The 24,826-nt window shown below is 62.7% G+C and carries 16 protein-coding genes; 4 read left to right on the top strand and 12 right to left on the bottom strand.

What is annotated here, in order from left to right:
* Positions 1-39: 39 nt before the first annotated feature.
* Together ACI3KW_RS13655 and ACI3KW_RS13650 are read right to left on the bottom strand one after the other, a co-directional pair.
* Positions 40-1,125, bottom strand: a complete 1,086-nt coding sequence (locus tag ACI3KW_RS13655) for a LacI family DNA-binding transcriptional regulator (RefSeq protein WP_404848532.1) — start codon at positions 1,123-1,125, stop codon at positions 40-42.
* Between the two features lie 119 nt (positions 1,126-1,244).
* The gene (locus ACI3KW_RS13650) at positions 1,245-3,095 is read right to left on the bottom strand and encodes an ABC transporter ATP-binding protein (protein WP_404848531.1); all 1,851 of its coding nucleotides are present in this window, start codon (positions 3,093-3,095) and stop codon (positions 1,245-1,247) included.
* Positions 3,096-3,501: 406 nt separating this feature from the next.
* Here ACI3KW_RS13650 and ACI3KW_RS13645 point away from each other — a divergent pair, with 406 nt between their 5' ends.
* Positions 3,502-5,514 carry a methyl-accepting chemotaxis protein gene (locus ACI3KW_RS13645; RefSeq protein WP_404848530.1) on the top strand — a complete coding sequence of 671 codons (2,013 nt, stop codon included), beginning with the start codon at positions 3,502-3,504 and terminating at the stop codon, positions 5,512-5,514.
* 50 nt (positions 5,515-5,564) lie between these two features.
* On the opposite strand, the gene ACI3KW_RS13640 is transcribed toward ACI3KW_RS13645, so the two are convergent.
* Positions 5,565-7,439, bottom strand: a complete 1,875-nt coding sequence (locus ACI3KW_RS13640) for an ABC transporter ATP-binding protein (protein ID WP_404848529.1) — start codon at positions 7,437-7,439, stop codon at positions 5,565-5,567.
* Between the two features lie 378 nt (positions 7,440-7,817).
* On the opposite strand from ACI3KW_RS13640, the gene ACI3KW_RS13635 reads away from it, so the two are divergent.
* Positions 7,818-10,520 carry a DUF4344 domain-containing metallopeptidase gene (locus tag ACI3KW_RS13635; RefSeq protein ID WP_404848528.1) on the top strand — a complete coding sequence of 901 codons (2,703 nt, stop codon included), beginning with the start codon at positions 7,818-7,820 and terminating at the stop codon, positions 10,518-10,520.
* A gap of 4 nt (positions 10,521-10,524) precedes the next feature.
* On the opposite strand, the gene ACI3KW_RS13630 is transcribed toward ACI3KW_RS13635, so the two are convergent.
* The 9 genes from ACI3KW_RS13630 to ACI3KW_RS13590 form a co-directional block, all read right to left on the bottom strand.
* Entirely contained in the window at positions 10,525-11,382 is an 858-nt protein-coding gene (locus ACI3KW_RS13630) for a 2-hydroxy-3-oxopropionate reductase (RefSeq protein WP_404848527.1), read from the bottom strand.
* A complete protein-coding gene (gene hyi / locus ACI3KW_RS13625; RefSeq protein WP_404848526.1) occupies positions 11,379-12,164 on the bottom strand; it encodes a hydroxypyruvate isomerase in 786 nt (261 codons plus the stop codon). The genes ACI3KW_RS13630 and hyi overlap by 4 nt, the downstream gene beginning before the upstream one ends.
* Positions 12,165-12,167: 3 nt before the next feature.
* Positions 12,168-13,082, bottom strand: a complete 915-nt coding sequence (locus tag ACI3KW_RS13620; RefSeq protein WP_404848525.1) for a sugar phosphate isomerase/epimerase family protein — start codon at positions 13,080-13,082, stop codon at positions 12,168-12,170.
* A 10-nt stretch (positions 13,083-13,092) separates the two neighbouring features.
* Positions 13,093-14,124 carry a Gfo/Idh/MocA family protein gene (locus tag ACI3KW_RS13615; RefSeq protein ID WP_404848524.1) on the bottom strand — a complete coding sequence of 344 codons (1,032 nt, stop codon included), beginning with the start codon at positions 14,122-14,124 and terminating at the stop codon, positions 13,093-13,095.
* 4 nt (positions 14,125-14,128) lie between these two features.
* Positions 14,129-15,838 carry an ABC transporter ATP-binding protein gene (locus tag ACI3KW_RS13610; RefSeq protein ID WP_404848523.1) on the bottom strand — a complete coding sequence of 570 codons (1,710 nt, stop codon included), beginning with the start codon at positions 15,836-15,838 and terminating at the stop codon, positions 14,129-14,131.
* A gap of 10 nt (positions 15,839-15,848) precedes the next feature.
* The gene (locus ACI3KW_RS13605) at positions 15,849-17,015 is read right to left on the bottom strand and encodes an ABC transporter permease (protein WP_404848522.1); all 1,167 of its coding nucleotides are present in this window, start codon (positions 17,013-17,015) and stop codon (positions 15,849-15,851) included.
* 9 nt (positions 17,016-17,024) lie between these two features.
* Positions 17,025-18,011, bottom strand: a complete 987-nt coding sequence (locus ACI3KW_RS13600; RefSeq protein WP_113122491.1) for an ABC transporter permease — start codon at positions 18,009-18,011, stop codon at positions 17,025-17,027.
* A gap of 86 nt (positions 18,012-18,097) precedes the next feature.
* Positions 18,098-20,209, bottom strand: a complete 2,112-nt coding sequence (locus ACI3KW_RS13595) for a family 10 glycosylhydrolase (RefSeq protein ID WP_404848521.1) — start codon at positions 20,207-20,209, stop codon at positions 18,098-18,100.
* A gap of 70 nt (positions 20,210-20,279) precedes the next feature.
* On the bottom strand, positions 20,280-22,208 hold the full coding sequence (locus ACI3KW_RS13590; protein WP_404848520.1) for an ABC transporter substrate-binding protein: 1,929 nt from the start codon (positions 22,206-22,208) through the stop codon (positions 20,280-20,282).
* A 223-nt stretch (positions 22,209-22,431) separates the two neighbouring features.
* On the opposite strand from ACI3KW_RS13590, the gene ACI3KW_RS13585 reads away from it, so the two are divergent.
* A complete protein-coding gene (locus ACI3KW_RS13585) occupies positions 22,432-23,412 on the top strand; it encodes a LacI family DNA-binding transcriptional regulator (protein ID WP_404848519.1) in 981 nt (326 codons plus the stop codon).
* A gap of 127 nt (positions 23,413-23,539) precedes the next feature.
* The gene (locus ACI3KW_RS13580) at positions 23,540-24,508 is read left to right on the top strand and encodes an AraC family transcriptional regulator (RefSeq protein ID WP_262171597.1); all 969 of its coding nucleotides are present in this window, start codon (positions 23,540-23,542) and stop codon (positions 24,506-24,508) included.
* The last annotated feature ends 318 nt before the right edge of the window (positions 24,509-24,826 follow it).

The raw sequence follows: 24,826 nt of genomic DNA, 5'->3' as shown, positions 1-24,826 counted from the left end.
CCCTCCCCTCAAGGGGGAGGGGATTGGATCGGGGCTCCCTTACCCCTTCGGCCCCGCCACCGAATCCCGTTCCACCAACGGACACTCCAGCTTCGTCAGCGGATACCGCCCCGCCGCCTGCCCCGCCAGCTCGTCGATCTGCTCGACAATCCATTGCCCCATCGCCCGATGCGGCAGGATCGAGGTGGTCAGCCGCGGATGCAGATGCCGCGAGATTTCCTCGTCGTCATAGCCGATCACCGACATGTCCCGCGGAATGTCGAGCCCGGCTTCCTTCAGCGCCTCATAGCATCCGATCGCCGTGCGATCGTTCTGGCAAAAAATCGCCGTCGGCGGCTCGGCCAAGGCCAGCAATTGCCGCGTCGCCGCATAGCCCGCGCTGGCCGACCAATCGCCCTCTACGACCAGCGCCGCGTCGAACGGAATATCGGCCGTCGCCAGCGCCCGCCGATAGCCCTTGAGCCGGTCCTGCGCCGCCTCCATCCAGATTTCCCCGGTAATGGTGGCGATGCGCCTATGCCCATGTTCGATCAGGTGCCGCGTGCTGCGCTGCCCGCCCGCAATCTCGCTGGGCACCACCGCAGGATGGGACTGCCCTTCCGTATAGCAATTGAGCAGGAACACCGGGATATCGAGCCCCAGCAGCGCCGGATTGAGCTCCACCTCGCGGGTAAAAATCGTCATATAGACCAGCGCCGACACGCCCTGCTCGACAAAGGCCTGCACCAGACCCGCCTCGGTCTCGGCGTCATTAAAACTCTGTGATACCAGCACCATGTCGCCCCTGGTCCGCGCCGCCGTACTGACGCCCTCAATGGCAATCGCCGCCTCGGGGCTGGTCGCCAGCTGGTCGGCAATGAACCCGATCCGCCGTCCGCCGCCTGCCACCCGCGCCTGCCGTCCATTGGAGCCCGAGGCATAACCCAGCCGCCGCGCCGCCTCGAACACCCGCTCCCGCGTCTCGACCGACAATTTTATCCCCGGGGCATGATTGAGCACGAATGATACGGTGGCCTGCGAACACCCCGCTTCGCGCGCCACATCGGTCATGGTCACTCGCCGCGATTGCCCCCGCCGCGCCCGGCCCGCGCCGGCAGCACTCCCATCCTCGGTTTGCCTTGTCATACAAGTTGGCCCCAGACCCCTGCTCGTCGCTAATACTATCAATAAATATTATCAAGTATAAGCACTTTTCGCCCGCACCGCCATACCGGCCCGCACCCCAAGGCGCGGGCCGGATCGCGCTAGATGCTGGCCTGCACCTTATGCAGCCCGGCATAGAGCCCATCGGCCGCCATCAGCGCCTCATGGGTTCCCTCCTCGCCAATGCCATCCTCGGTCAGCACCAGGATACGATCGGCATTGCGCACCGTGGACAGGCGATGGGCGATGACGATCGTGGTCCGCCCCCTTGTGAGCTCGAGCAGAGCCTGCTGCACCGCCCGCTCGCTCTCATTGTCGAGCGCACTGGTGGCCTCGTCAAAGATCAGCACCGCCGGATTCTTGAGGAATGCCCGTGCGATAGTCAGCCGCTGCTTCTGCCCGCCCGAGAGCTTGACCCCGCGCTGCCCGATATCGGTGTCATAGCCCTGCGGCAGCGCCGCGATGAAGTCATGCGCATTGGCCGCCTTGGCCGCCGCCACGATTTCCTCGAAGCTGGCATCGGGCCGCCCATAGCGGAGATTATCGGTCACCGTGCCGCTGAACAGGTAGATGTCCTGCTGCACCACCCCCACATTGCGCCGCAACGAGGCCATGGTGACATCCCGCACATCCTTGCCATCGATCAGGATCGCCCCGCCGCTCACCTCATAAAACCGCGGAATCAAAGCACAAAGCGTGCTCTTGCCCACACCGGACGGGCCGACCAAGGCAACGAATTCCCCCGGCGCAATGTCGAGCGACAGCTTGCTGAGCACATGCGGCCCTCCCTCCTCATAGCGGAAGCTGACATCGCGGAACGCAATGGCACCGACCACCTTGTCGAGGTCCACCGCCCAAGGCCGGTCCTCGATATCGGGCGCAACGTCCAATATCTCCATGGCCCGCACGAAGCCGGTATAACCTTCCTGCCAAAGCCGCACGAAATTGGCCAGTCGCTGCACCGGATCGACCAAAACCGCCACGCAGAGCAGGAAAGTCAGCATGTCGGCCACCCCCAGCCCCGCCGTGAGCACCCGCACGGCCCCCACCACGATGACCAGCACGGTCACCAACTGCGCGAAGGTTTCCGTGCCGGCGGAGAAATAGGCCTCGCTGCGATAGCCCTCGCGGCGGCTCTCCAGAAACCGCTGATTTTCCGCCTCGAAGCGCCTCGATTCCATCGTCTCATTGGCGAAGGACTGCACCACCCTGATGCCTGAGAGGGCATCCTCCACCCGCTCATTGACCGACGCGATCCGCTCCTTGCTCTGCCGCAGGGCAATATTCATGCGGCGATTGAAATAGAGCGCATAGAGCACCGCCAGCGGCGTCAATGCCGCGATCAGCCCCGCCAATATCGGATCGATGAAGAACAGGATGACCATGGCGCCGCCAAATTTGAGCACGGCAATGGAAATATCCTCCGGCCCATGGTGGAACAGCTCGCCCAGCCACAGCGAGTCATTGGTGATCCGGCTCATCAATTGCCCGACGCGTTGCCGGTCGTAGAAGCTGAAGGACAGCTTCTGGCAATGCTCGAACAATTCCTTGCGCACCAACGCCTCGATCTTGGCGCCCATCATGTGGCCCTGGTAATCGACGAAAAAGATCGCCAATACCTGGATAGCCAATACGCCCAGCATCAAGCCGCCCGTGGCATAGATCTGCCCGAGCGCCTCAGGCACCTGGGGCAATTCAATCAGCTGTTTAGTGACGTAATTGGCGCAGAGCGGCAGCAGCAATGCGGTCGCCGCGACCAGCAGCGCGCAAGCAAGATCGGCCGCCAACAGCGGCAGATGCGGCCGGTAATAGGAGAGAAATTTTCGCACATAGGCCCAGCGCTCGCCCCCGCTGCTCTGCGGTTGCGGCAAAAACCCTGCGAAGAAGTGTTTTAGAGAATGGCTACGGCGTGCCTGTGCATGCGCCCTCACCCGTGGAAATCGGATCTGCATAAAGCTTCATGTCCTGTTGAACTTTTCCTTTCTGATTGGACATGGCGGCTTTCATTGCGCTCTCCTGATAACGGGCTTGATAGCGGCGCGACTATGCCCCGATCTGCCGGTGCAAACAAGTGCGGCGCCTCCGAATGTGCGACAATTTAACTCAGGCCGTTTGAGCACGAGGTCGAATTTTTCGAGCGCTCACAGCGCCCTAGGCCCGCCCGGCTTGTCAGTAAATTAACCTAAGGGCTGCATGTTTTGCCTGAACGACATGCCCCATCCAGCCAGAACGGCTGATGCCCTGCCAGGAGGCCACTGCCTTGATCGCATTCGCGCGCGCCGCGCCTTAGCCGGATTCCCCACCCGGCTCCCCAAGCCGATCGCTTCCCTCTTCGAATCCCATCAGAGTACACATTTCATGCTCAAGATCGTGACTGGCAGCATTGCGCGCCGGATGTCCGCGCTGCTGCTCTTGTTCGTCGTCGGCTTCGCCGGCCTGACCGCCTACCAGCTGACCAATATTCACAACAATCTCATCGATCTCAAAAAGGCCGAGATCAAGAGCGTCATCGAAACTGCGGTGACCATGCTCGGCAATTACGATGCGCGCGTGCAGGCCGGCGAAATGACGCTGGAAGCAGCCCAGACCGAAGCCAAGGCCATGCTGCATGCCATCAACTATTCGGGCGATGACTATGTGTTCGCCGTGACCCATGACTATGTCATGATCGTCAATGCCAACCCCGCCGTGGTCGACACCAATATGCGCGACCGCACCGACACCAATGGCAAGCGCTTCATCGAAGAATATACCGATGGCGCCCGCACCCAGGGTTCGATCTTCACCACCTTCATGTTCTCGGGCGCAAATCCCGATGCGCCGGCCATCGAAAAGCTGACCTATGTGCAGAATTTCGCGCCCTGGTCATGGGCCATCGGCACGGGCGTGCTGCAGACCGATATCGACGCCATCTACCAGGAAAATGCGCTGAGCAGCGCCCTGATCGCCCTCGGCGTCATCGCTGTTCTGGTGCTGGCCGGCTGGCTCATCGTGCGTAGCCTGACCAAGCCGATCACCGCGCTCAATGGCCAGATGGCCGAACTGGCCGATGGCAAGTTCGACATCACCATCCAGGGCACCGACCGGGCCGACGAAATCGGCGCCATGGCCCGCGCCGTCGACGTGTTCCGCGACAATGGCGAGAAGATCGCTCACATGACGCAGGCCGAAGCCGCCCGCATCATTCGCGACGAGGAAACCCGCAAGGAAATGATGACCGAGCTGCAAAGCGCCTTCGGCTCGGTGGTCGATGCCGCCGCCGAAGGCGATTTCTCCCAGCGCGTCACCGCCGACTTCCCCGATCCGGAACTCAATGCCCTGGCCAGCAGCGTTAATAGCCTGGTCAAGACCGTCGATACCGGCCTGGCCGAAACCAGCCAGGTGCTCTCGGCCCTCGCCAATGCCGACCTGACCAAACGCGTCGAAGGCCTCTATGAAGGCGCTTTCGGCCGCCTCAAGGACGACACCAACGCGGTAGCGATCAAGTTCTCCGACATTGTCGGGCGGCTGCGCGACACGTCGGGCCAGCTCAAGCTCGCGACCGGGGAAATCCTGTCGGGTGCCAATGATCTGTCCGAGCGCACCACCAAGCAGGCGGCGACGATCGAGGAAACCTCGGCCGCCATGGAACAGCTGGCCGCCACGGTCACGCAGAACTCGACCCGCGCCAAATCCGCCAGCGACAATGCCATTGCTTCGACCCGTTCGGCCGAAGAAGGCGGCGTGGTCATGGCCGAAGCCACCCAGGCCATGGAGCGCATCGCGACCTCCTCGTCCAAGATCTCCAACATTATCGGCATGATTGACGACATCGCCTTCCAGACTAATTTGCTGGCCCTCAACGCCTCGGTGGAAGCGGCCCGCGCCGGTGAAGCCGGCAAGGGCTTTGCCGTGGTGGCCGTCGAAGTGCGGCGCCTGGCCCAGTCCTCCGCCCAGGCCTCGACCGAGGTAAAAGCGCTGATCGAGCAATCAGCGCTCGAAGTGCGCGGCGGCACCAAGCTCGTGGCCGACGCAGCTGCCAAGCTTGATGAAATGCTGGACGGCGTGCGCGCCAATTCCGAACTGCTCGAAGGCATTGCCCGCGACAGCTCGGAACAGGCCAGCGCTATCCAGGAAGTGGGCGTTGCCGTCCGCCAGATGGACGAAATGACCCAGCACAACGCCGCCCTGGTCGAGGAAATCAATGCCTCGATCGAGCAGACCGAGGGCCAGGCCATCCAGCTCGACGGCATTGTCGAGATCTTCTCGGTGCATCAGGCGCCGGCCGAGCCGGTGCGGCATGCTGCGCCGCCCCGCCGCAAGGCTGCTCCGGCGGCCTATCGCTCCCAGGGCAATGCCGCGATCAAGATGGACGATTGGGAAAGCTTCTGATCTGTCCCTAGACCGAACCAGAAAGGCCCTTCCTCGCGGGAGGGCCTTTTCTATTGCGCGGCGGCAGCGTCGAGATCGAGGAACCCGCCGGATTGGCGGTGCCAGAGCTGAGCATATTGGCCGCCCAGTGCCAGCAGCTCGGCATGGGTACCCTGCTCGACGATCTGCCCCTTTTCCAGCACGACCAGCCGATCCATCGCAGCGATGGTCGATAGGCGATGGGCAATGGCGATGACGGTCTTGCCCGCCATCAGCCGCTCCAACTGGCTTTGAATGGCCGCCTCGACCTCGCTATCGAGTGCCGAGGTCGCTTCGTCGAGCACCAGGATCGGGGCATTCTTGAGCAACACGCGGGCAATAGCCACACGCTGGCGCTGGCCGCCCGAGAGCTTGACGCCCCGCTCGCCCACCTGCGCGTCATAGCCCGTGCGACCCCGGAAATCGACCAGGGTATCGATGAATTCGTCAGCCTCGGCCATCTGCGCGGCGCTGACCATTTCCTCTTCGCTGGCATCGGGGCGACCGAAGACGATATTGGCCCGCACCGAGCGATGCAGCAGCGCGGTGTCCTGCGTCACGACGCCAATATTGGCACGCAGCGACGCCTGGGTGACCTTGGAAATATCCTGCCCATCGATGGTGATGCGGCCACCCTCCAGATCGTAAAACCGCAGCAACAGGCTCATCAGCGTGGATTTGCCCGCCCCCGAGCGCCCAATCAACCCGACCCGCTCGCCCGGCGCGATATCGAGATCGAGATGATCGATAATGCCGCTCGGCTTGCCATAGTGGAAATCGATAGCGTCGAAATGGATATGGCCCGCCGTGACCGTCAATGGCGGAGCGCCCGGCACGTCGACCAGCCCCAGCGGGCGGGCGATCAGCTCGGCCGAGTTCTGCGCCGTGCCGTAATTGCGCATCAGCCCGTTGAGCTGGTTCATCATGCGGCCCAGCAGATTGTAAAGCCGCAGCACCAGCCCCAGCGTGAACGCCACGCCACCCACCGAGATCAGCCCTTGCGTCCACAAATGCACGGAGAGCGCGCCGATCCCGGCTATAGCGACGCCCGACAGCATGCCCATGGCCGAGCGCACCCCGACCAGCGTGCGCGCCAGCGTGGTCATGGCGCCCAGGAAATTGTCGAAGCCGCGCCGCACGAAGCGGTCGTCTTCGTCGCTTGAACCAAACAGCTTGAGCGTCTGGATATTGGCAAAACTGTCGACAATGCGCCCGGTCAGCGCGGAGGCCGCTTCGGCGGCCAATGTGGACCGCTTGCGCATGCGCGGCACGTAATACCAGGCGAGAAAAGCAAAGGCGACGATCCACAAAGCCACGGCCGCGCCCAGGCGCCAATCAAGCTGGCCGACCAGCACCAGCGTGGTGATGGCATAGACGGCGATGAACCAGACCACCTGGAGCAGGGCCACCATGAAATCGCCCACCGCCCCGCCGCTCTGCCACACCTTGCTGGCAATGGCGCCGGAAAAGTCATTCTGGAAAAAGCTCAGGCTCTGGCGGATGACATGGGCATAAGCCTGCCAGCGGACCAGGTTATAAAACCCCAGATTGACCGTCTGTTCTTCGACCACTGCGGAGAGCCACGTCACGATGAACCGCACGCCCAGCACGACGACGAGCATGAACGCCAGTTCGGTGCCATTGGCGGCAAGCAGCCCGCCCCAGCCTTCGCCCTGATTAGCCGCATCGAGAATGTCGACCAGCCGCCCCACATAATAAAATAGTGCCGCCTCGACCAAAGCCACCGCGCCACCCAGGATCAGGAGCGACAGGAAGGGCAGCTTGGCCTGACGGATATAATGCCAGAAAAACCGCGGCCCGGTGGCGGGCGGCTGCAGATTGTCGGTATGGCGGAACGGATCGAGCCAGGACTCGAAGATTTTGTGCAATGGGCTGAACAGGCTCATGAACGCACGCTAAGGCCCAAATTGCGTCGGAACGACGATTGCATCCGGCACATCTAGCATGGCTGGCAGGCACGCAGAAGCTTTCGGCGTCAGCCTCCCAGCCACAGCGCAAAAATAATCTGCATCGGCACCCAAGGACTACCCAGGCTCAAGCGTCAAAACAGCAATGACAGGACAAATGGGGGCCCCAATGTATCGAAGCGACGGCATTTTTTCTCCGCAGACCTGGCCTCCAAGGGCATGTCAAGGTGGATATGGACCTCCTCTGGGCAGATTCGAGCATGCTCTGCCGCTTGACAGAGTCTTGGCAGGCATGATGGTCAAAGATGGCTATAAACCGCTGTGGCTGCCGGGAACCGTCTCTTCTGGAAACCTGAAATGAATTGCAAATCCTTGGTATTGGCGCTGGGACTAGTGGCGCTCGGTTCGGCCACGCAAGTGTGGGCGCAGGATGTACTCGGCCCGCTTGCCGGCGCGGTGGATCAGCAATTGGTGAAAGGCTGGCAGGCCGGGGAAGAAGGCGGCTGGTTCGTCCTGCGCAATGACACGCTGGAAGGCTCCGAGCAGACACTGGCGATCAATGCCGGCCCGCCGCCCACGGACGGACGAGAAATCACCGTCAATGTCACGCTAAAATCCCAGATTCCGGAAGCCGCCATTGGCCTGCTCGCCCGCAGCGCCACCAATAATGACGTCTGCCTGATGGAGATCACCGCCGAGGCCAAGGGCAATCTGTTCTGCGTCATCGAGGGCGATTTCAAGTCCATCGCCTCGGTACCCAATGCCGCCCGCATGGATGGCAGCGACATCATCACCATGGTCGAAGTGCCCGGCGCCGCGCGTTTCTTCATCAATGACACCCAGATCGGTGACGTGACCTATGCCACAGCGCTTGGCGCCGAAATCGGCATTATGGCCTATGAACGCGGCACCTTCGGGCTGGCCGATTTCCAGATCAGCGGCCCCGAGGCCAGCAGCGGCGCGGGCCTGCCACCCAAAGGCGGCTCGGGCGGCACCGGCCTGCCACCCAAGGGCGGCGCCAGCGCTGGCGGCTCGGGATCGGGCACCGCGCCCAGCGGCGGCGGTGGCAGCACGGGGGAAAGTTCAGGTGGCGGTGACAATAAAATGGCCGCCATCATGGGTCCGCTGGCCGACACCATCAATGGCAGCGATGACAAGGAAGGCTGGGAGCTGTTCTTCGAGGATAGTTGGCTGGTCCTGGTCAATTCGGCGACCGCTTCGAGCGAACTGGTCTATAAAATGCCGGTCGGGCCGCTGACCTCGGGCGAACGCGTCACCAGCCTCGATATCGGCATCCTGCCGCCACAGGGCGAGGACGCTGCGAACTTCACCAAATCCGCAGCCGGCATCCTGATCGAGAGCAGTGATGGCAGCGCCTCCTGCATCGGGGAAATCACCGCCGCCCGCGATGGGCTGGTGCTGTGCTTTGGCGCCGACGGCAAGGGACGTGAAGTCGGCCGGCTTGCGGGCGCCGCCCAGGGTGGCGGCAAGGACGTGCTGCAATTTGTCGAGCGCCCCGGCTTTGGCGAATTCCGGCTCAATGGCCAGGTCATCGCCCAGCTCCAGGACGATCCCGCCCTCGGCGGCGATATCGGCATTCTGGCCTATGAACGCGGCGAATTCTATGTCGGTGGCTTCACCATCTCCTCAGGCGCCGGCGCGGCATCGGCCGGAACGCCTGCTTCCAGCGGGACACCCTCTTCGGGCGGAACGACATCGGTGGGCGCTGGCGTGCCGATGTTCGGCCATGACGAAGCGCGCCTGATCGGGGTGTACCTTGGCCTCACCAACAGCATTTTCATGCATGAATTCGGCCATGCGCTGATCGGGGAATTGCAGATCCCCTCCACCGGCCCGGAAGAAGATTCGGTCGACATCTTCTCGGCGCTCAAGGTGGTCGAGCCCACCATGTACCCGACAGAAGACGAGGGGATCAACGCGATCGGCCGGGAAGTGGCGACCTATTCGGCCCTGCAATGGTATTATAGCGGCATGCTGGCGCAGCAGCAGGGCGGCGGCGAAACCCCCTGGCAGGACGAGCATACCCCCGACCTCAAGCGGTTCCGCAACGTGTTCTGCGTGATGTATGGCGGCAATCCGGCAATCTTCACCGACATGGCCGAACAGATCAAGTTCGACGAGCGCACCCTGGGACGCTGCGAGGAAGAATTCACCAAGCAGAACCGCGCCTGGCGCACCATCCTGGCGCCGCACACCAGGGTCGACACCTGGTTCCCCGAAGGGCAATTGCCGGCCGATGCGCCCGGCGCCAAAGTCGAAGTGACCTTTGAGCCATCCAACAGCGAGATCGGCACCTTCCTGGCCACCACGTTTGGCGACGGGTTGCGCGGCTTTGCCGATAACCTGTCCAAGAACTATGCCCTGCCCCGCCCAATCGCCGTCACCTACAAGGATTGTGGCGAGCTCAATGCCTGGTACGATCCCCGCGAGGGGACCATCACCATGTGCTACGACTTGATCGAGCACTTGGCCCTGATGATCTCCGACATCGAGATGGGCACCGGCGACACCGGCAGCGCGACACAGACCCAGCCGACCAGCAGCGCCGGCAATGTCGCCAAGACCAGCACCGCATCGGTGGGCAATGCCACCTCGGCCGACGAATTGGCCGATCTGGGCGTGCCGGTCACCAGCGTGCTGTTTCCTGCGCCCTACAAGGGACCCACCCCGGCCAGCCATAGCAAGGCCCAGATCCTGACCACGCAAGACCTGGCCGCCGCGCTGAACGAGGGCACGCCGATGTTGCTGGTGGATACCAGTGGACTGGCCGAAACCATTCCCGGCGCGCTGTCGGTGACCGATGCGGGCAAGGATGGCAGCCTGACCGACCGTTTCCAAAGCGCCGTCGATGGCTGGCTCAAGGAGGAAACCGCCACCGACGCCAAGATGCCCGTCATCTTCTTCGGCCGCGATCGGCAGGACCGCTCATCCTATAACGGCGCCCTGCGCGCCGGCGCTCTGGGCTGGAACGCTTTCTGGTATCGCGGCGGCATCGAGGCCTGGCAATCCAACGGCCTGCCCTTGGCAGCCGTGGAATAGCCGCCTAATCCTGCAGCAGGCTGATCAAGGCCGAATGGTCCTTGTCGCCCAAGCCATCGGCCAGGGCCTTGTTCATCAATTGCTGCAGGCTGGCGGCATGGGGCAGGTATAGTTCGAGAGACTTGGCTGCCTCCATCGCCAGCCCGATATCCTTACGATGCAGGCGGATCCGGAAGCCGGGATCGAAGGTGCGCTTGATCATGCGCTCGCCATGAACCTCGAGGATGCGCGACGCGGCAAAGCCGCCCATCAGCGCCTCGCGCACCTTGGCCACATCAGCGCCGGCCGCCTTCGCCAGGGCCAGCCCTTCGGCCACCGCCTGGATGGTGAGGCCGACAATGACCTGGTTGGTCACCTTGGCGGTTTGCCCGTCGCCCACCACGCCGATGCGAGTAATGTTCTTGCCCATCAGCTCAAACAGCGGCTTGGCCCGGGCGAAATCGGCCTCCGAACTGCCCACCATGATGGTGAGAGACGCAGCCTTGGCGCCCACTTCGCCGCCCGAAACGGGTGCGTCGGCATAGGATGCGCCGGTCTCGGCGATCCGCGCAGCAAAGGCCTTGGTGGCGCCGGGGGAAATCGAACTCATGTCGATGACCAGCTTGCCGGGCGCGCAGCCCTCGGCAACCCCATCTGGCCCGAACAGGACCGCCTCGACGTCCGGGGTGTCGGGCAGCATGAGAATGATGATTTCCGCCGCTTCGGCCACGGCGCGGGCAGTTCCCAGCGCCTTGCCGCCGGCCTCGACCAGAGGCTGCGACGCATTCTTGACGCGATGCAGAAAGACATCGTGCCCGGCCGCAATCAGATGCCCTGCCATCGGGCGTCCCATGACGCCCAACCCAATAAAACCGATCTTCATGCCCGTTCCCTCCAGGGTGCAAACCAGCCGAGGCCCGCACTGGTGGCGGCCTTCGGCTTGTATTCGGCGCCGACCCAACCGGCATAGCCAGCTGCGTCCAGTGCCGCGAAAATGTTGGAATAGTTGATCTCGCCGGTCCCCGGCTCATGGCGCCCCGGATTGTCCGCCACCTGGACATGAGCAATGCGCGATTGCAGTCGGCTAAAGTTGGGCAGCAGGTCTCCCTGCACCACCTGCATGTGGTAAAAGTCATATTGCAGATAGAGATTGTCGGCGCCGACCGCCGCCGCGATCCGCTCATAATCATCGGTGGAATTGATCAGAAAGCCCGGAATATCGCGGGTATTGATCGGCTCGAGCAACAGCTTGATCCCGGCCTCAGCCAGAAGCGGCGCGGCATAGGCGATATTGTCGATTAGCACGCGCTCGAGCGCGGCGCGATCATGCCCGGCCGGAGCGATGCCGGCGAGGCAATTGACCTGTTCGCAGCCGGTTGCCTTGGCGTAATCGATAGCTTTGGCGATGCCATGGCGGAATTCCTCGACCCGGTCGGGGTGGCAAGCGATGCCGCGTTCGCCCGCGGCCCAATCGCCCGCCGGCAGGTTGAATAGCGCCTGCACCAAGCCGTGCTGGTCGAGCAGGCGCCGCAAGGCTGCGGGATCCTGGTCGTAGGCGCCGACATATTCCACCGCCTTGAACCCATCGGCGGCCGCTGCCGCGAAGCGGTCCATGAAAGGCAGGTCGGGGTAAAGCATTGAAAGATTGGCTGAAAAGCGCGGCATGGATCAGGCTCCCTTGAGCGGCCCGGGATAGGTGATGAAATCGCCGCCACGGCAGGCCTTGAGATAGTTCAGGGCGTGCACTTGTCCCACCATTTCCAGCTCTTCGCGATAGACCGGATCGTGCCAGCCTTCGATGTCGATCGAGCCGGACCAGCCGGCCAGGCGCAATTCGGAAATGACGTCGGTCCAATTGGTATCGCCGAAACCCGGCGTGCGCATCCAGACGGCTTTCTCCTTGCCGCCATAGCCCTGCGACTTGATGACGTCCCAGCGGATGGTCGCGTCCTTGCCGTGCACATGGAAAAACTTATGCGCCCATTTGCGAATTTGCGGAATGGGATCAATGAGATAGACTATCTGGTGGCAAGGCTCCCATTCGAGCCCGAGATTGTCTTCCGGCACCTCGTTGAACATCATTTCCCAGGCGTCGGGATTGTGGGCAATGTTCCAATCGCCGGTTTCCCAATTGCCGCGCATCGCGCAATTTTCAAAGGCGATCCTGACGCCCTTGTCGGCGGCTCGCTTGGACAGTTCGGTCCAGACTTTCTTGAACTGCGGCAGGCTTTCGGGCAGCGGGCGATTGCGGATGCGGCCGGTAAAACCGGCGACGCAGGTGGCGCCGAAATGGCGGGCATTGTCGATTAGCGCTTCCCAACCGCGTAGGGTCTCAATGTCTTTTGGTTGTTCTTCCAAGGGGTTACCGAACATGCCCAGGGTCGAGATGGTCACATCGCGGTCGCCGATGACGTCCTTGAGGCGCTTGGCGAGTTCGGGGAGGTCCTTGTTCACGGTCTGCCAGAAATAGGGTTCGATGCTCTCGAAGCCATGCGGCAGGATCTTTTCGAGATAGCCGACGGGATCGGGTTCGTGGCCGCGGATCATGGTGCCGATGCGAATGGCTTTGGGGTCTAATGCCATGAAATATCTCCTAAATTGTAATTTCGACACGCCTGCCCTGCCCAAGGCTGTCGATGGCGCCGAGAACCATGGCGAGGCTCTTGATATTTTCTCGTCCCACCGTTTCCGGCTCCGGGCCGCCGCGGGTGGCGGCGATGAAATCGCTGATGACGCCGAGATGCCCGCCAATGCGGTCGGCGGGATCTAGCGCAGGAATTTCAATGACTTGCGTGTCGGGGAACAGCTTTCCGGCGACATGGAGCAGCGAGCGTTCGGCGCGGATGTTGTCGGCGCCGTCCCACAGGATGGAGCCGATCGTGCCGGTGATGCGCCAGGCGCTTTCCCAGCTGGTGCGGAAGCCTGGGGCGGCCCAGGAGCCACGGTAAGTCATTACGGCGCCTTGCGAAAATCGGAAGCTGGCGAAGGCCGAGGCGTCGCGCTGATACCAGGAACCGGCGGGATTCCATTCCTCGGCATAGACCGAGGTCGCGGCATCATCGATGACGAAGCGGGCGGCATCGAAAGTGTGGACGGCCATGTCGAGGAGGAGGACATGCGCCATCTGTTCGCGGAAGCCACCGAAGTGCGGATCGAGGAAGAAATCGCAATGCACGCCGGTGATATCCCCGATGGCGCCGGAGGCGACGAGGCGGCGGATACGGCGGAGTTGGGCGAGGTAGCGGCGGTTCTGGATGACGACGTGCAGACGCCCGGCGGCTTCGGCGCGAGCGACCAAATCGCGTGCTTGATCAAGGGTTTCCGCCATCGGCTTTTCCGACAGCACATGCGCGCCGGCGGCCAGGGCGGTGGAGACAATGCCGTGGCGAACGGCAGGAATGGCGACGTCGAGAACGATCTCCGGGGCGAGCTTATCCAACATCGTCTTGAGGTCGGTGCCGATCTCGGGATTGATGTTCTGCTCGGCGGCGCGGGCCTCGGCATTGGCCGGATTGATATCGACAATGCCGACGATATCGACGCCGCCGATGGTCTTGATGGCGTCGAGCCATTTGCGGCTCATGGCGCCGGCACCGGTAAGCACGGCACGCTGATTAAGTGTCATTTGGTTAGCGGACTGTTAGCGTTGAGAGAGCGGAAAGGCGCGTTCGGTGCAACATGCGCTTGTGGCGCGGATCGGGATTGGGCACGGCCGAAATCAGCGCGCGGGTATAGTCGGCGTCGGGGGCGGTACAGATCTTTTCGGCGGGGCCGACTTCGACCAGTTTGCCGCGATGCATGACGGCGACGCGGTCGCAGAAATAGCGGACGACCGAGATGTCGTGCGAGATGAAGATGAAGGAAAGATCGAGCCGGCTCTGGATCTCGAGCAGCAGGTCCAGGATCTGGCTGCGGGTGGACACGTCGAGCGCGGAGGTCGCTTCATCGGCAATGATGATGCGCGGATCGAGCGCCAGGGCGCGGGCAATGCCGATGCGCTGGCGCTGGCCGCCGGAGAAGGCGTGCGGATAGCGCTCCATGACATCGGGCGAGAGACCGACGAGGCGGAGCAGCTCGGCAACCTTCTCCTCGATCTGTTTGCCCTTGAGCTGGCCGTCGACGACCAGGGGGTCGCCGACGATCTGGCGGATGGTCATGCGCGGGTTGAGCGAGGCGAAGGGGTCCTGGAAGATCAGGCGGACATCGGCGTGGAATTTGCGCAGCTCGGATTTTGAGAGCGCGGTGACGTCGATCTCCGTGCCGTCCTTCTGGCGGTAGAGCACCTGGCCGGCGGTGGGTTCGACAACGCGCAGGATGAGACGGCCCAGCGTGGTTTTGCCGGAGCCGGATTCCCCGACCACGCCGAGATTTTCGCCGGCGTGGAGGACCAGGCTCACATCATCCACCGCCTTGAGGGCGAACTTCTTGGTGCCGAGAAAACCCTTGGAGCCGCCATAGACCTTGGTGAGGCCTTTGACCGTCAGAATGGGTAGCGGGGTGACCACCGCCTCGGCGCGGGCGTCGGCGGGTTGCTCGAGCTTGAGGGTCGAAGCGAGAAGGCGCTGCGTATAGGGGTGCTGGGGCGCATGGAAGATGTCGTCGACGCTGCCGGTTTCCACAATGCGGCCGAAGCGCATGACGGCGACATCGTCGGCGACTTCGGCCACCACGCCCATGTCGTGGGTGATGAGCAGCATGGCCATGCCGCGTTCGGTCTGGAGGCGCTTTATGAGGTCGAGAATTTCGGCCTGGGTAGTGACATCGAGCGCGGTGGTCGGCTCGTCGGCAATCAGGATATCGGGATTGCAGGCCAGGGCCATGGCGATCATGGCGCGCTGGCGCATGCCGCCGGAGAATTCGAAGGTGTAGCGGTCCGCCATTTCGGCCGGATTGGGAATTTCGACCTGGCCGAGCAGCTCGATGGTGCGGGCGCGGGCGGCGGATTTATCGAGCCGGGCATGGAGCCGCAGCACTTCATCGATCTGGCTACCGATGGTGTGGACCGGCGAGAGCGAGGACATCGGCTCCTGAAAAATCAGGCCGATGCGGGCGCCGCGCACCGCGCGGACTTCCGAGCTGTTGACGGCCAGCTGCGCAAGATCGACCTCGCGACCCTGGGTGCGCAGCATAATCTTGCCGCCGAGCATCACGCCCGGCCGATCGACAATGCGCATGAGCGAGCGGGCAGTGACCGACTTGCCTGAGCCGCTTTCACCCACGAGAGCCAGGGTGCGGCCACGATGCAGCTCAAAACTGACATCGCGCACGGCATGCAGGATATGGGTGCGCAAGTGAAAATCGAGCGACAGGTTTTCAACGCTGAGGACTGGCTGTTCCATAGTGTGCTCCTCAGGTCTCATAGGGATCGGCGGCATCGCGCAGGCCATCGCCGAAGAAGTTGAAGGACAGTACTGCGATCACCACGGCAAGGCTGGGCCAGATGAGCAGCCAGGGGGCGGTCGAGATGGAGCGGATATTCTGCGCGTCCTGCAGCAACACGCCCCAGCTGACCACGGGCGCCTTGAGGCCGACGCCGAGGAAGGAGAGCGAGGTTTCCGCAATGATCATTGAGGGCACGGCCAGCGTCACCACGGCCAGGATATGGCTGGTCAGCGAGGGCAGGATGTGGCGGAAGATGACGCGGCGCTCCGACGAGCCATCGAGCTTGGCGGCGGTCACGAAGTCCTCGTTGCGGAGGGAGAAAAAGCGGCCACGGACTTCGCGCGCCAGACCGGTCCAACCCAAGAGCGAGACGATGATGGTGATGACGAAATAGACGTTGATGGGTGACCAGGTGAGCGGGATGGCGGCGGCCAGTCCCAGCCAGAGCGGAATGGTGGGCATGGCGCTGACCACTTCGATGACGCGCTGAATAACGGTATCGACCCAGCCGCCGAAATAGCCCGAGATGGAGCCGAGTACGACGCCGAGAAACAGCGACATGCAGACCCCGATGAGGCCGATCGACATGGAAATGCGCGTGCCATAGATCAGCCGGCTGAGCAGGTCGCGGCCGAGGCGATCGGCGCCGAGCAGATACATGGTCTGGCTGGGATCGAGCGGGCCGATCAGGTGCCGGTTGGATTCGAACAGGCCCCAGAACTTGTAGGCGGGACCTTCAACGAACAGGCCGACCGGGACGATGACATTCTCATCGACCACGAAGGTGCGACGCAGCGCGGCCTTGTCGATGGCGATTGTATAGCCCTTCACATGCAGCTGGAATTGGCCATCGGGCGTGAACAGACCAATGCTTTGCGGCGGGGCATAGGTGTATTGGGCGCGGCTGGTGTCTGGAAGACCCGGGGCCAGGAATTCAGCAAAGGCGCCGATGAGATAAAGGGCCAAAATAATGCCGCCACAGAAGAGGGCGACCTTCTGGCCGAGAAACTTGCGCCAGATCAGCGTCCATTGCCCGGCAGCGGCATCGGAAATGGGGTCCATGCCGGGCTTGAGGCCGGAAATGGCGGGGCCATCTTCGGCAAGCTTGGCGTCGAGGGCGGGAGACGTGGTCATTCCATCACCTCAATTATAGCGGATGCGCGGATCGAGCAGCGCCAGCAGGATGTCGGAAATGAGCATCCCCACCAGGGTCAGCACGCTCAGCAGCAAGATGAAACTGCCGGCCAGATACATGTCCTGCGCCACGAGAGCTCGCAGCAGCAGCGGGCCGGCGGTCGGCAGGTTCAAGACGATGGCGGTGATGGTGACGCCGGAGACCAGCTCGGGCAGCACCCAGCCAATGGCCGAAATGAACGGATTGAGCGCAATCCGTACCGGGTATTTCACGATCACCTTGTATTCGGGCAGGCCCTTGGCGCGGGCGGTGGTGACATAGGGCTTGGACAGCTCATCGGTGAGATTGGCGCGCAGGATGCGGATCATCGAGGCCGTGCCGGACATGCCGATGACCAGGATGGGAATCCACAAATGCATGATGAGGTCCCACAGCTTCCCCCAGCTCCAGGGCGCTTCGACATATTCGGGCGAGAAGAGACCGCCCACCGATTGGCCGAAGACGCGGAAGGAGACATACATCAGCGTCAGCGCCAGAATGAAATTGGGCACGGCCAGGCCAATGAAACCAAGGAAGGTGAAGACGTGGTCGCCCAGTGAATTGCGGCGCACGGCCGAATAGATACCGATGGGCAGCGACACGCCCCAGACCAGCAGCAGCGCGGCGAAGGAAATGGCCAGGGTCGACCCCATGCGCGACCAGATGATCTCGGAAACCGGCTGGTTCCATTCAAAGGAAAAGCCGAAATCGCCGCGCGTCAGGATGCCCAGCATCCACTTGCCATATTGCACCCAGATGGGCTGATCGAGCCCATATTGGCCGCGCAGGCGCTCCACCGTCGCCGCATCGATCGGCGCACCGCCATCGGCAAGCGTCGACATCAGCGAGGTGAGATAATCGCCCGGCGGCAGTTGGATGATGGCGAACGAAATGATCGACATGCCGAACAGGGTCGGGATCATGTAGACTAGGCGCTTGAGTATATAATTCAGCATTGCCGCTCCTCTTCCGGCTTTGCGGGTGGCCCGGCGCGGTGAGCGTCGGACCGTCTATTCTGTGGTTTCATCTCAGCCGGGCCCCTCTATTCCCAGCTCAGATGGACCACCTCCATGGTCTCGATATCGGGCACGCTAACCGTGGCGCGATTATCGGCGATGTCGAATGGCACAGCCTGGCCGCTGACCAGCAGGCGGGCGGACTTGACACTTTTGCCCTGGGGGATTTCGAGGGTGACGGTGAGCGGGCCGACCGGCCAGGTGTCGCGCAGCGGGCCTTTCATCATCATCGGATTGGTCAGGTTGAGCAGGCACAGCGCCCGGCCCTTGTCGTCGCTATGCAGGCCCACATCGAAGACACCGCGGCCGGTGACCTCGATTTCGGGCCGCTTGCCCAGCGCCCATTTGACGGCATTGGCGATCAGCCGCCCCTGATCGGGCGCCATATAGGTCCAGAACACTTCCCCGATATTCCAGGGGATATAGACCACGCGCCCGCCGGCTTCGGTGGTGCGGGCGGCGACGCCAACGCCTTGCGGCGGCAGGCGCGGATAGACTTCTTCCATCGGCAGGTCGGGGAAATCGGGGATGGCGAGGAAGGGCTGCTCGATCTCGGCAATGGGCGCGACCTCGACGACTTCGGTGCCGCCGATAATGCGCTGGGCGCCGTCATAGCCCTGGTTGATGGGATGGCTACCATTGAGGGCGACATAGGAATTGCGCACGCCGCTGCGCGGCGGGCTTTTCATGGTGACGCCAAACACATCGGCCAGGCCGAAATCGCCGCGGGCGGCACCTTTCTCGTCATGGAGCGAGGTCTGGTGGGCGGCAACCACACTGCCGCCGGCGGCGACGAAATCGCGCAACGCCTGGCATTGGGCGTCGGACAGATAGGTGGCATTGGCCAGGATGACGAGCTTGTAACGGCTCAGCGTCTCGGCACTCATGATCTGGTCGGAGAGGAATTCGAAGGGCAGCCTCGCCTCGACCAGGGCGTGGTAGAAGCCCAGATCGTTCAGCTCCGCCAGATGCCGCTTGTCGGGGTCCCAGTGGCGCAATGTGGTTGCCGGATCGATGATGGCAATCTCGGCCGATGGCAGCATGGAGCCGATCACCGGCTCGACCTCGGCATGCAGGTTGAAGGCATTGGCGACGGGCTGCACCCAGCGATCGTCGGGGATGCAGGCATTGAACTTGGTGAACCAGGGGAACAGGCCCTGCGTGATGCCGGCATGCACCCATTGCTCGATTTCGGGGCCGGTCTGCACCGAATCCTTCCAGCGCGGGATTTCCTCGGGGCCGATCGAGGTGATCAGGCCCACCGGACGATCGCGGAAGGTGGCGCGGATGCGCTTGCCATTGCGGCCAGCCGACCAGGCGGGCTCGACATTGCGGCGGCCCTGGTGATCGACGAACAGGATGGGGCAGTGCTTCTTGATGACCGAGAGGTCGAATTCCATGAGCGAGGAGCCGCTCATATTGGGAATGAAGCTGGCATGCGGGCGCACCTTTTTGACCTCATTGTCCCAATGGGCAACGAGCTTGGTCAGCGTGGTGCGGCGCCAGGCGGCCCAGGCCTGCCAGACGGGGTCCGAAGCGGTGCTGGTTTCGGGCAGGTCATACCCGCTGGCGGCGCGGAAATTGTCCTCGCAGGCCTTGCAATAGCAGACGCCATGCCCCTGCCAGCGATTACCGAACAGCGCGTCGATATCGTATTTTTCGGCGATCTCGACGATGACCTGGGTCATGAAATCGAAATTGTAGCTCGAATAGGCGCAGGTGACGAAAATGCCGGGCATGGCCCAGTGTTCGCGCGGCTGCCGGTCCACGGTCAGCGAGACCCATTCGGGATGCGCCTCGGCGGCATCGGCATGGATGGCGTGGGGATCGACGCGGGCCATGACATGCATGTCGAGCTTGCGCGCCTCGGCCACCAGCGTGCCGAAGGGATCGGTATCGCCGATGAATTTGGAGACATAGTGCAGCGGGATTTCGCTGGGGTAATAGGCGATATAGCCGCCGGCCGACAGGCAGATGGCATTGGATTTAGTGCGCTTGAACACATCGACCCAGAAGGCGGGGTCATAGCGCTGCGGATCGTCCTCGACGAATGTGAGCTGGGTCCAGCGCGTGGCGGTCTTGTACCAGTCGGGCGTGCGCAGGCTGGACGCAGCTGGGCTGTCTTCGATCTTGAGCATCGGGGCAATCCGGGAAAGGTCGTGGTGTGGGAGGCGCCGGCGGCATCGCACCGCCGGCGGATGGCTGGGGTCAGCTGATGTAATATTGCTCGGGATTGGTCGGCGCCGGCGTCGGGTAGCCCCAGGAATTGGGCATGGACGGCGCAACGTTCTTGAGCCGGTTGGCGACGATGCCATAGCCATCGAGCGGCAGGGTGACGCCGAAGACGTAGAATTCGTCCGCGGCGATCTGCAGGATCTCCTTCATGAGCTCCTGCTGCTTGGCAGTGTCGCTGGTCTGGCGCAATTCGTTATAGGCTTCGAACTGGCGCTTGGTGGCCGCCGGCGGCTCGACCGCATCGGGCGAGGACGGATCATTGTACCAGATCTGCCAGCCCTTGGCGTACATGGCCTCGGTCGTATTGGGGAAGAAATAGCGCGGATCGAGAATGGCGACGATGCCGCCATTGCCGCCGAACTTGTGCACGGTGGCATCGTATTCCCCGCCCTGGCGGACGCGGACTTCCCACAGCGAGCGATCCATGGTGCGCATCTGCGCATCGATGCCGGCAGCGCGGATCATCGGCAGCACGAGCTGGAAACTGTCGACAAAGGTCTGGCGGACCTGGTCGATCTCGAAGATCAGCGTGATGCGATTGCCGTTCTCGTCGAGCCGATAGCCCTCGCCGTCCTTGTTGGGGACGACGCTGTCGAGCAACTCATTGGCCTTGGCAAGGTCGAACGCGGTATATTGGGTGGCCAATTGCTCATTGTAGAGCGGGTCTTCCGGCCGCACCGAAGGCTGGGCGGGCGCGCCCTGGCCGATGAAGACCGTATCGATCACCGCCTGGCGATCGATGGCGTGGGACAGGCCGGCGCGGAAATTCTTGTTCTGGAACAGCGCGCGCTTGACCGGATCCTTGTGGGTCAGGTTGAGCTGGAACACCATCTCGTTGGGCTCGGTCGAGGTGGTGGTGTAAAAACCATATTGGCCGGTTTCCTGCCCGTCATAGAGCACGGCCCGGTTGGCGGGGGTGCAGATCCACTGATCGATCAGGTCGATCTCGCCCTGCAGCGTTTTCAGCAACAGCACTTCATTGTCGGCAGCCACGGCATAGGTGATGCGATCGAGATAGGGCAACTGATTGCCCTCGCTGTCGACCTTGAAATAATAGGGATTGCGCTGGGCGATGGCGAATTCGGCTGACTCGCCGATGGGCTGGGTGACGGTCCAGCCATAAAGGGTCGGCATCTCCTTGTTCTTGAAGATTTCGCCATCGACGGCGATGCCGCTCTTGATCTGGAACAGCTGCACCCAGCCGGTCATGCCCTGATCCCGCGCGATCTGGTCTGCATCGGGATTGTACTTGATGTGGAACTGCTCGAGATAATGGCGCGGCGTGCGCGTGGTGCGGTCGTCATTGGCCCAGGCCAGGCGCAGCGGCAGCAGGCCATTGGGCTGGCTGAAGACGATGCGGAACGTGGTGGCATCGACCTTTTCAAACTTGGCCTGGGTGCCATCGGGGGAGCGCAGATGGCCCTGCGGGGACGGCGTCAGCTCCTCGTTGAGCATCACGTCTTCATAGAAGAACATGATGTCATCGGTGGTGAAGGGCTGCCCATCGGACCATTTATGGCCTTCGCGCAGCTTGAACGTATAGGCCGAGGCGTCGGCGCTGGCCTCGAAGCTTTCCGCGACATTGGGGATGACGCCCAGGAAATCGGGCGTGTAGCGCACCAGCGGCTCATAGCCCTGGTAGCGATGCATCATGTTGAGCGAGCCGCCGCCCACCAAAGCCGTCCGCAAATCCCCGCCATAACGGCCAACGCCCTCGAAGGGCTCGACCACCATGGGATTGAGGGGCAGCCGCTCGGTCACGGGCGGCAATGTGCCGGCTGCCACGGCCTCAGCAAGGGCCGGCGCCTCCTTCGCCGCAGCCTGGGCGAAACTGGGCATGGCGGGTAAGACAAGCGCCGCACCGCTGGCGGCCAGAAAGGTTCTGCGGGAAATCCTGGTCATCGTTTTCCTCCTCATCCGCGACACTCTTTTCGAGCGCTTATTCTGGAATAACGATAACGTGCAAAGTTGCGTCTGTTAGGTCAATAACCTTCGTTCAAGAATTTTTTGTTCTTACAAATTTCCTATATCATATTGATATATAATCATAATTTATGACGCAACTTTCGCAACTTGCAATAAATAAGCGGCATGCTATTACCTAACAAATCTTAGGAAGGCATCCGTGAGCAAAATCACCCTTCAGGCCATCGCCGACCAATTGGGCATTTCCAAATTCGCCGTCTCGCGCGCTTTGTCCGGCAAGGTTGGCGTCAGCGAGCAGACCCGTGCGCTGGTGCGCAGCAAGGCGGTGGAGCTGGGCTATTTCAAGGGTGCGGGCGCCGCGCCGCGCGCCGCGATCCACATCGTCTTTCACGATCATGACCCGGTAAACAGCGAACTGTGGATGCAGATGCAGAACGGCATCCAGTCCGAAGCCGCCCTGTCGGGCTATGAAGTGCAACTGCATTGGACGCGCAGCGCTGAGCAGATCGAGAACGTCGCCAGGGCCAGCGCGGGCATGGTGCTGGTCGGCCAGCATGGCGAGGAAACCCTGGCCGCACTCCGGCGCACCCGCAAGCCGGTGGTGCGGCTGGGCTGGGTGTCCCCCCTCGATCCGGTCGACCAGGTTACCGGCGCCGACCACGAGGCCGGCAGCGCCATCGGCCAATATCTACGCGAGCGGGGCCACCGCATTGTCGGCTTCGTGCATGGCACGCGCGTGCTGCGCGGCCGCATGGAGCGCCTGTTCGGTCTGAACGAAGCCTATGTGGGTTGCCCGGGCGCGCGGGTGCATGAAATCCAATATGGCGAAGAAGGCTTTGCCACCGCTTTCAAGACCTTGCTGGACGAGGGAGATCGCCCCACGGCCCTGTTCTGTTCGCATGACGGGCTGGCCGTGCATGTCATCTCCGAGCTGCACCGGCTCGGCTACAAGGTGCCCGAGGATATTTCCATTATCGGCTATGGCGATTTCGCCGCGGCGCTGCAGATTTCCCCGCCTCTCACCACCATTCGCCTGCCAGGCGAGGACATGGGCATAGCCGCTTTCCGCCTGCTGCTCGAACGCATGAACAGTTCCCGCCGCCAATTGCCGCCCCAGCGCGTCATGATCGTGCCCAAGCTGATCGAGCGGGAATCCGTGTTCCGGCTGCAGCAGGATTAACATCCCACAGTCCAGACGTGCCTTTGCGCATAATAAATGGCACAATCGCATAAGCCGTTATTGGTGTAGGCCCGCGCGCCATGCGGCAAAGGCTTGGGGCGCGGATTGACCTTCTGGGGGCGGGTGGATGCAGGATTGGCTGTTTGCCAGTGGCGATAGCAGGTGGAGGCATGATTTCGGCCGGCACGAGCGGATCAATTTCGCCGCCGGGCCGGTGCGGGCCTTCATGGAACAAAAGCAGATGTTCCCCGGCATCCTGCTCTATCGCGCCGGAACCGATGGCAGCAGCGCCTTTCGCATTGCCATGGAGGGCGTGTCCAATACCGGCCAAATGGTGCTGGGCGGCATGCTGGGTGGGGCCGGCACGGTGGCCATGGAGGGCTGCGACGAGCAGAGCTGGCGCGAGGAGGGCCGGTTCTTTTCGCTGACGCCGATCGAGCGCCGGGTCGTCTATGACGTGCGGGCGCAAGGCGATTGGCAGGCCGTGGCCATTCGGCTGGAAGAAGAGGCGCTCGATTTCCTGGGCGCCGAGAATGACCTGCCGCCGGCGGTGCGCGAGGCCCTGAGCGGCAAGCGCAACGACATGGCGGCGACGGCGCCGCTGCCCGCGCCCATGCGCACGCTGGCGCAGGCCCTGCTGCGGCCCGCTTATGGCGGGGCCATGGCCCATATCTACCGGCAGGCCAAGGTGCTCGAATTGCTGGCCCATCAATTCGATATTCTGGGTGAAATGCGCACCGGTCTCGCCATGCCGCTGGGGCCTGAACTGCGCCGGGTGCGCGAAGCGCGCGAGCGGCTATTGGCCGACCTGCGCGACCCGCCGGACCTGGCGAGCCTCGCCGCTGCGGTGGGCATGACGCCAAGGCGACTGAACCGCAGCTTCCGGCTGCTGTTCGGCACCACCATTTTCGACTATCTGCGCGATGCCCGGCTGGATGCCGCCCGGGCGGCGCTGGAGGCCGGCTCCACCCTGCCGCTCAAGCAATTGGCCTGGGAGCTGGGCTATAATCAGGCGAGCAATTTCGTCACCGCCTTCCGCCGCCGCTTCGGCGTGCCGCCCGGCTATTACCGCCGCGTCCGCGAGAGCGACCGCTAGGCAGAAATCGACCTTCGGCTTTCTGATCGCCGCGCTCCAATCCTCTCTCTTTCGGGGGGTGTTCACGCCAGACGCTTTTAAGAATGCGGTGTCATCCCGGCGCAGGCCGGGATCCATGCTGAAGGCTATCCGAGCACCCCATGCGCGGGGAGAACACAGCATGGATTCCGGCCTGCGCCGGAATGACACCGTGGTTGGTATGAGTCCCGGGCAAACGCCCCCCTCAAGGGGAGGGAGGCAGATCGGGGTGTCGCCTGCCCTGCGCCGATTATGCGGGACGGCAAATGTTATGCTGCAGCGTTCCCCGCGTTGATCGCG

This window comes from Devosia sp. ZW T5_3 (genome assembly GCF_044987315.1).
Taxonomy (GTDB): Bacteria; Pseudomonadota; Alphaproteobacteria; order Rhizobiales; family Devosiaceae; genus Devosia.
Note: the sequence above shows the minus strand (reverse complement) of the source record. Positions and strands in the feature narration are given on the sequence as shown.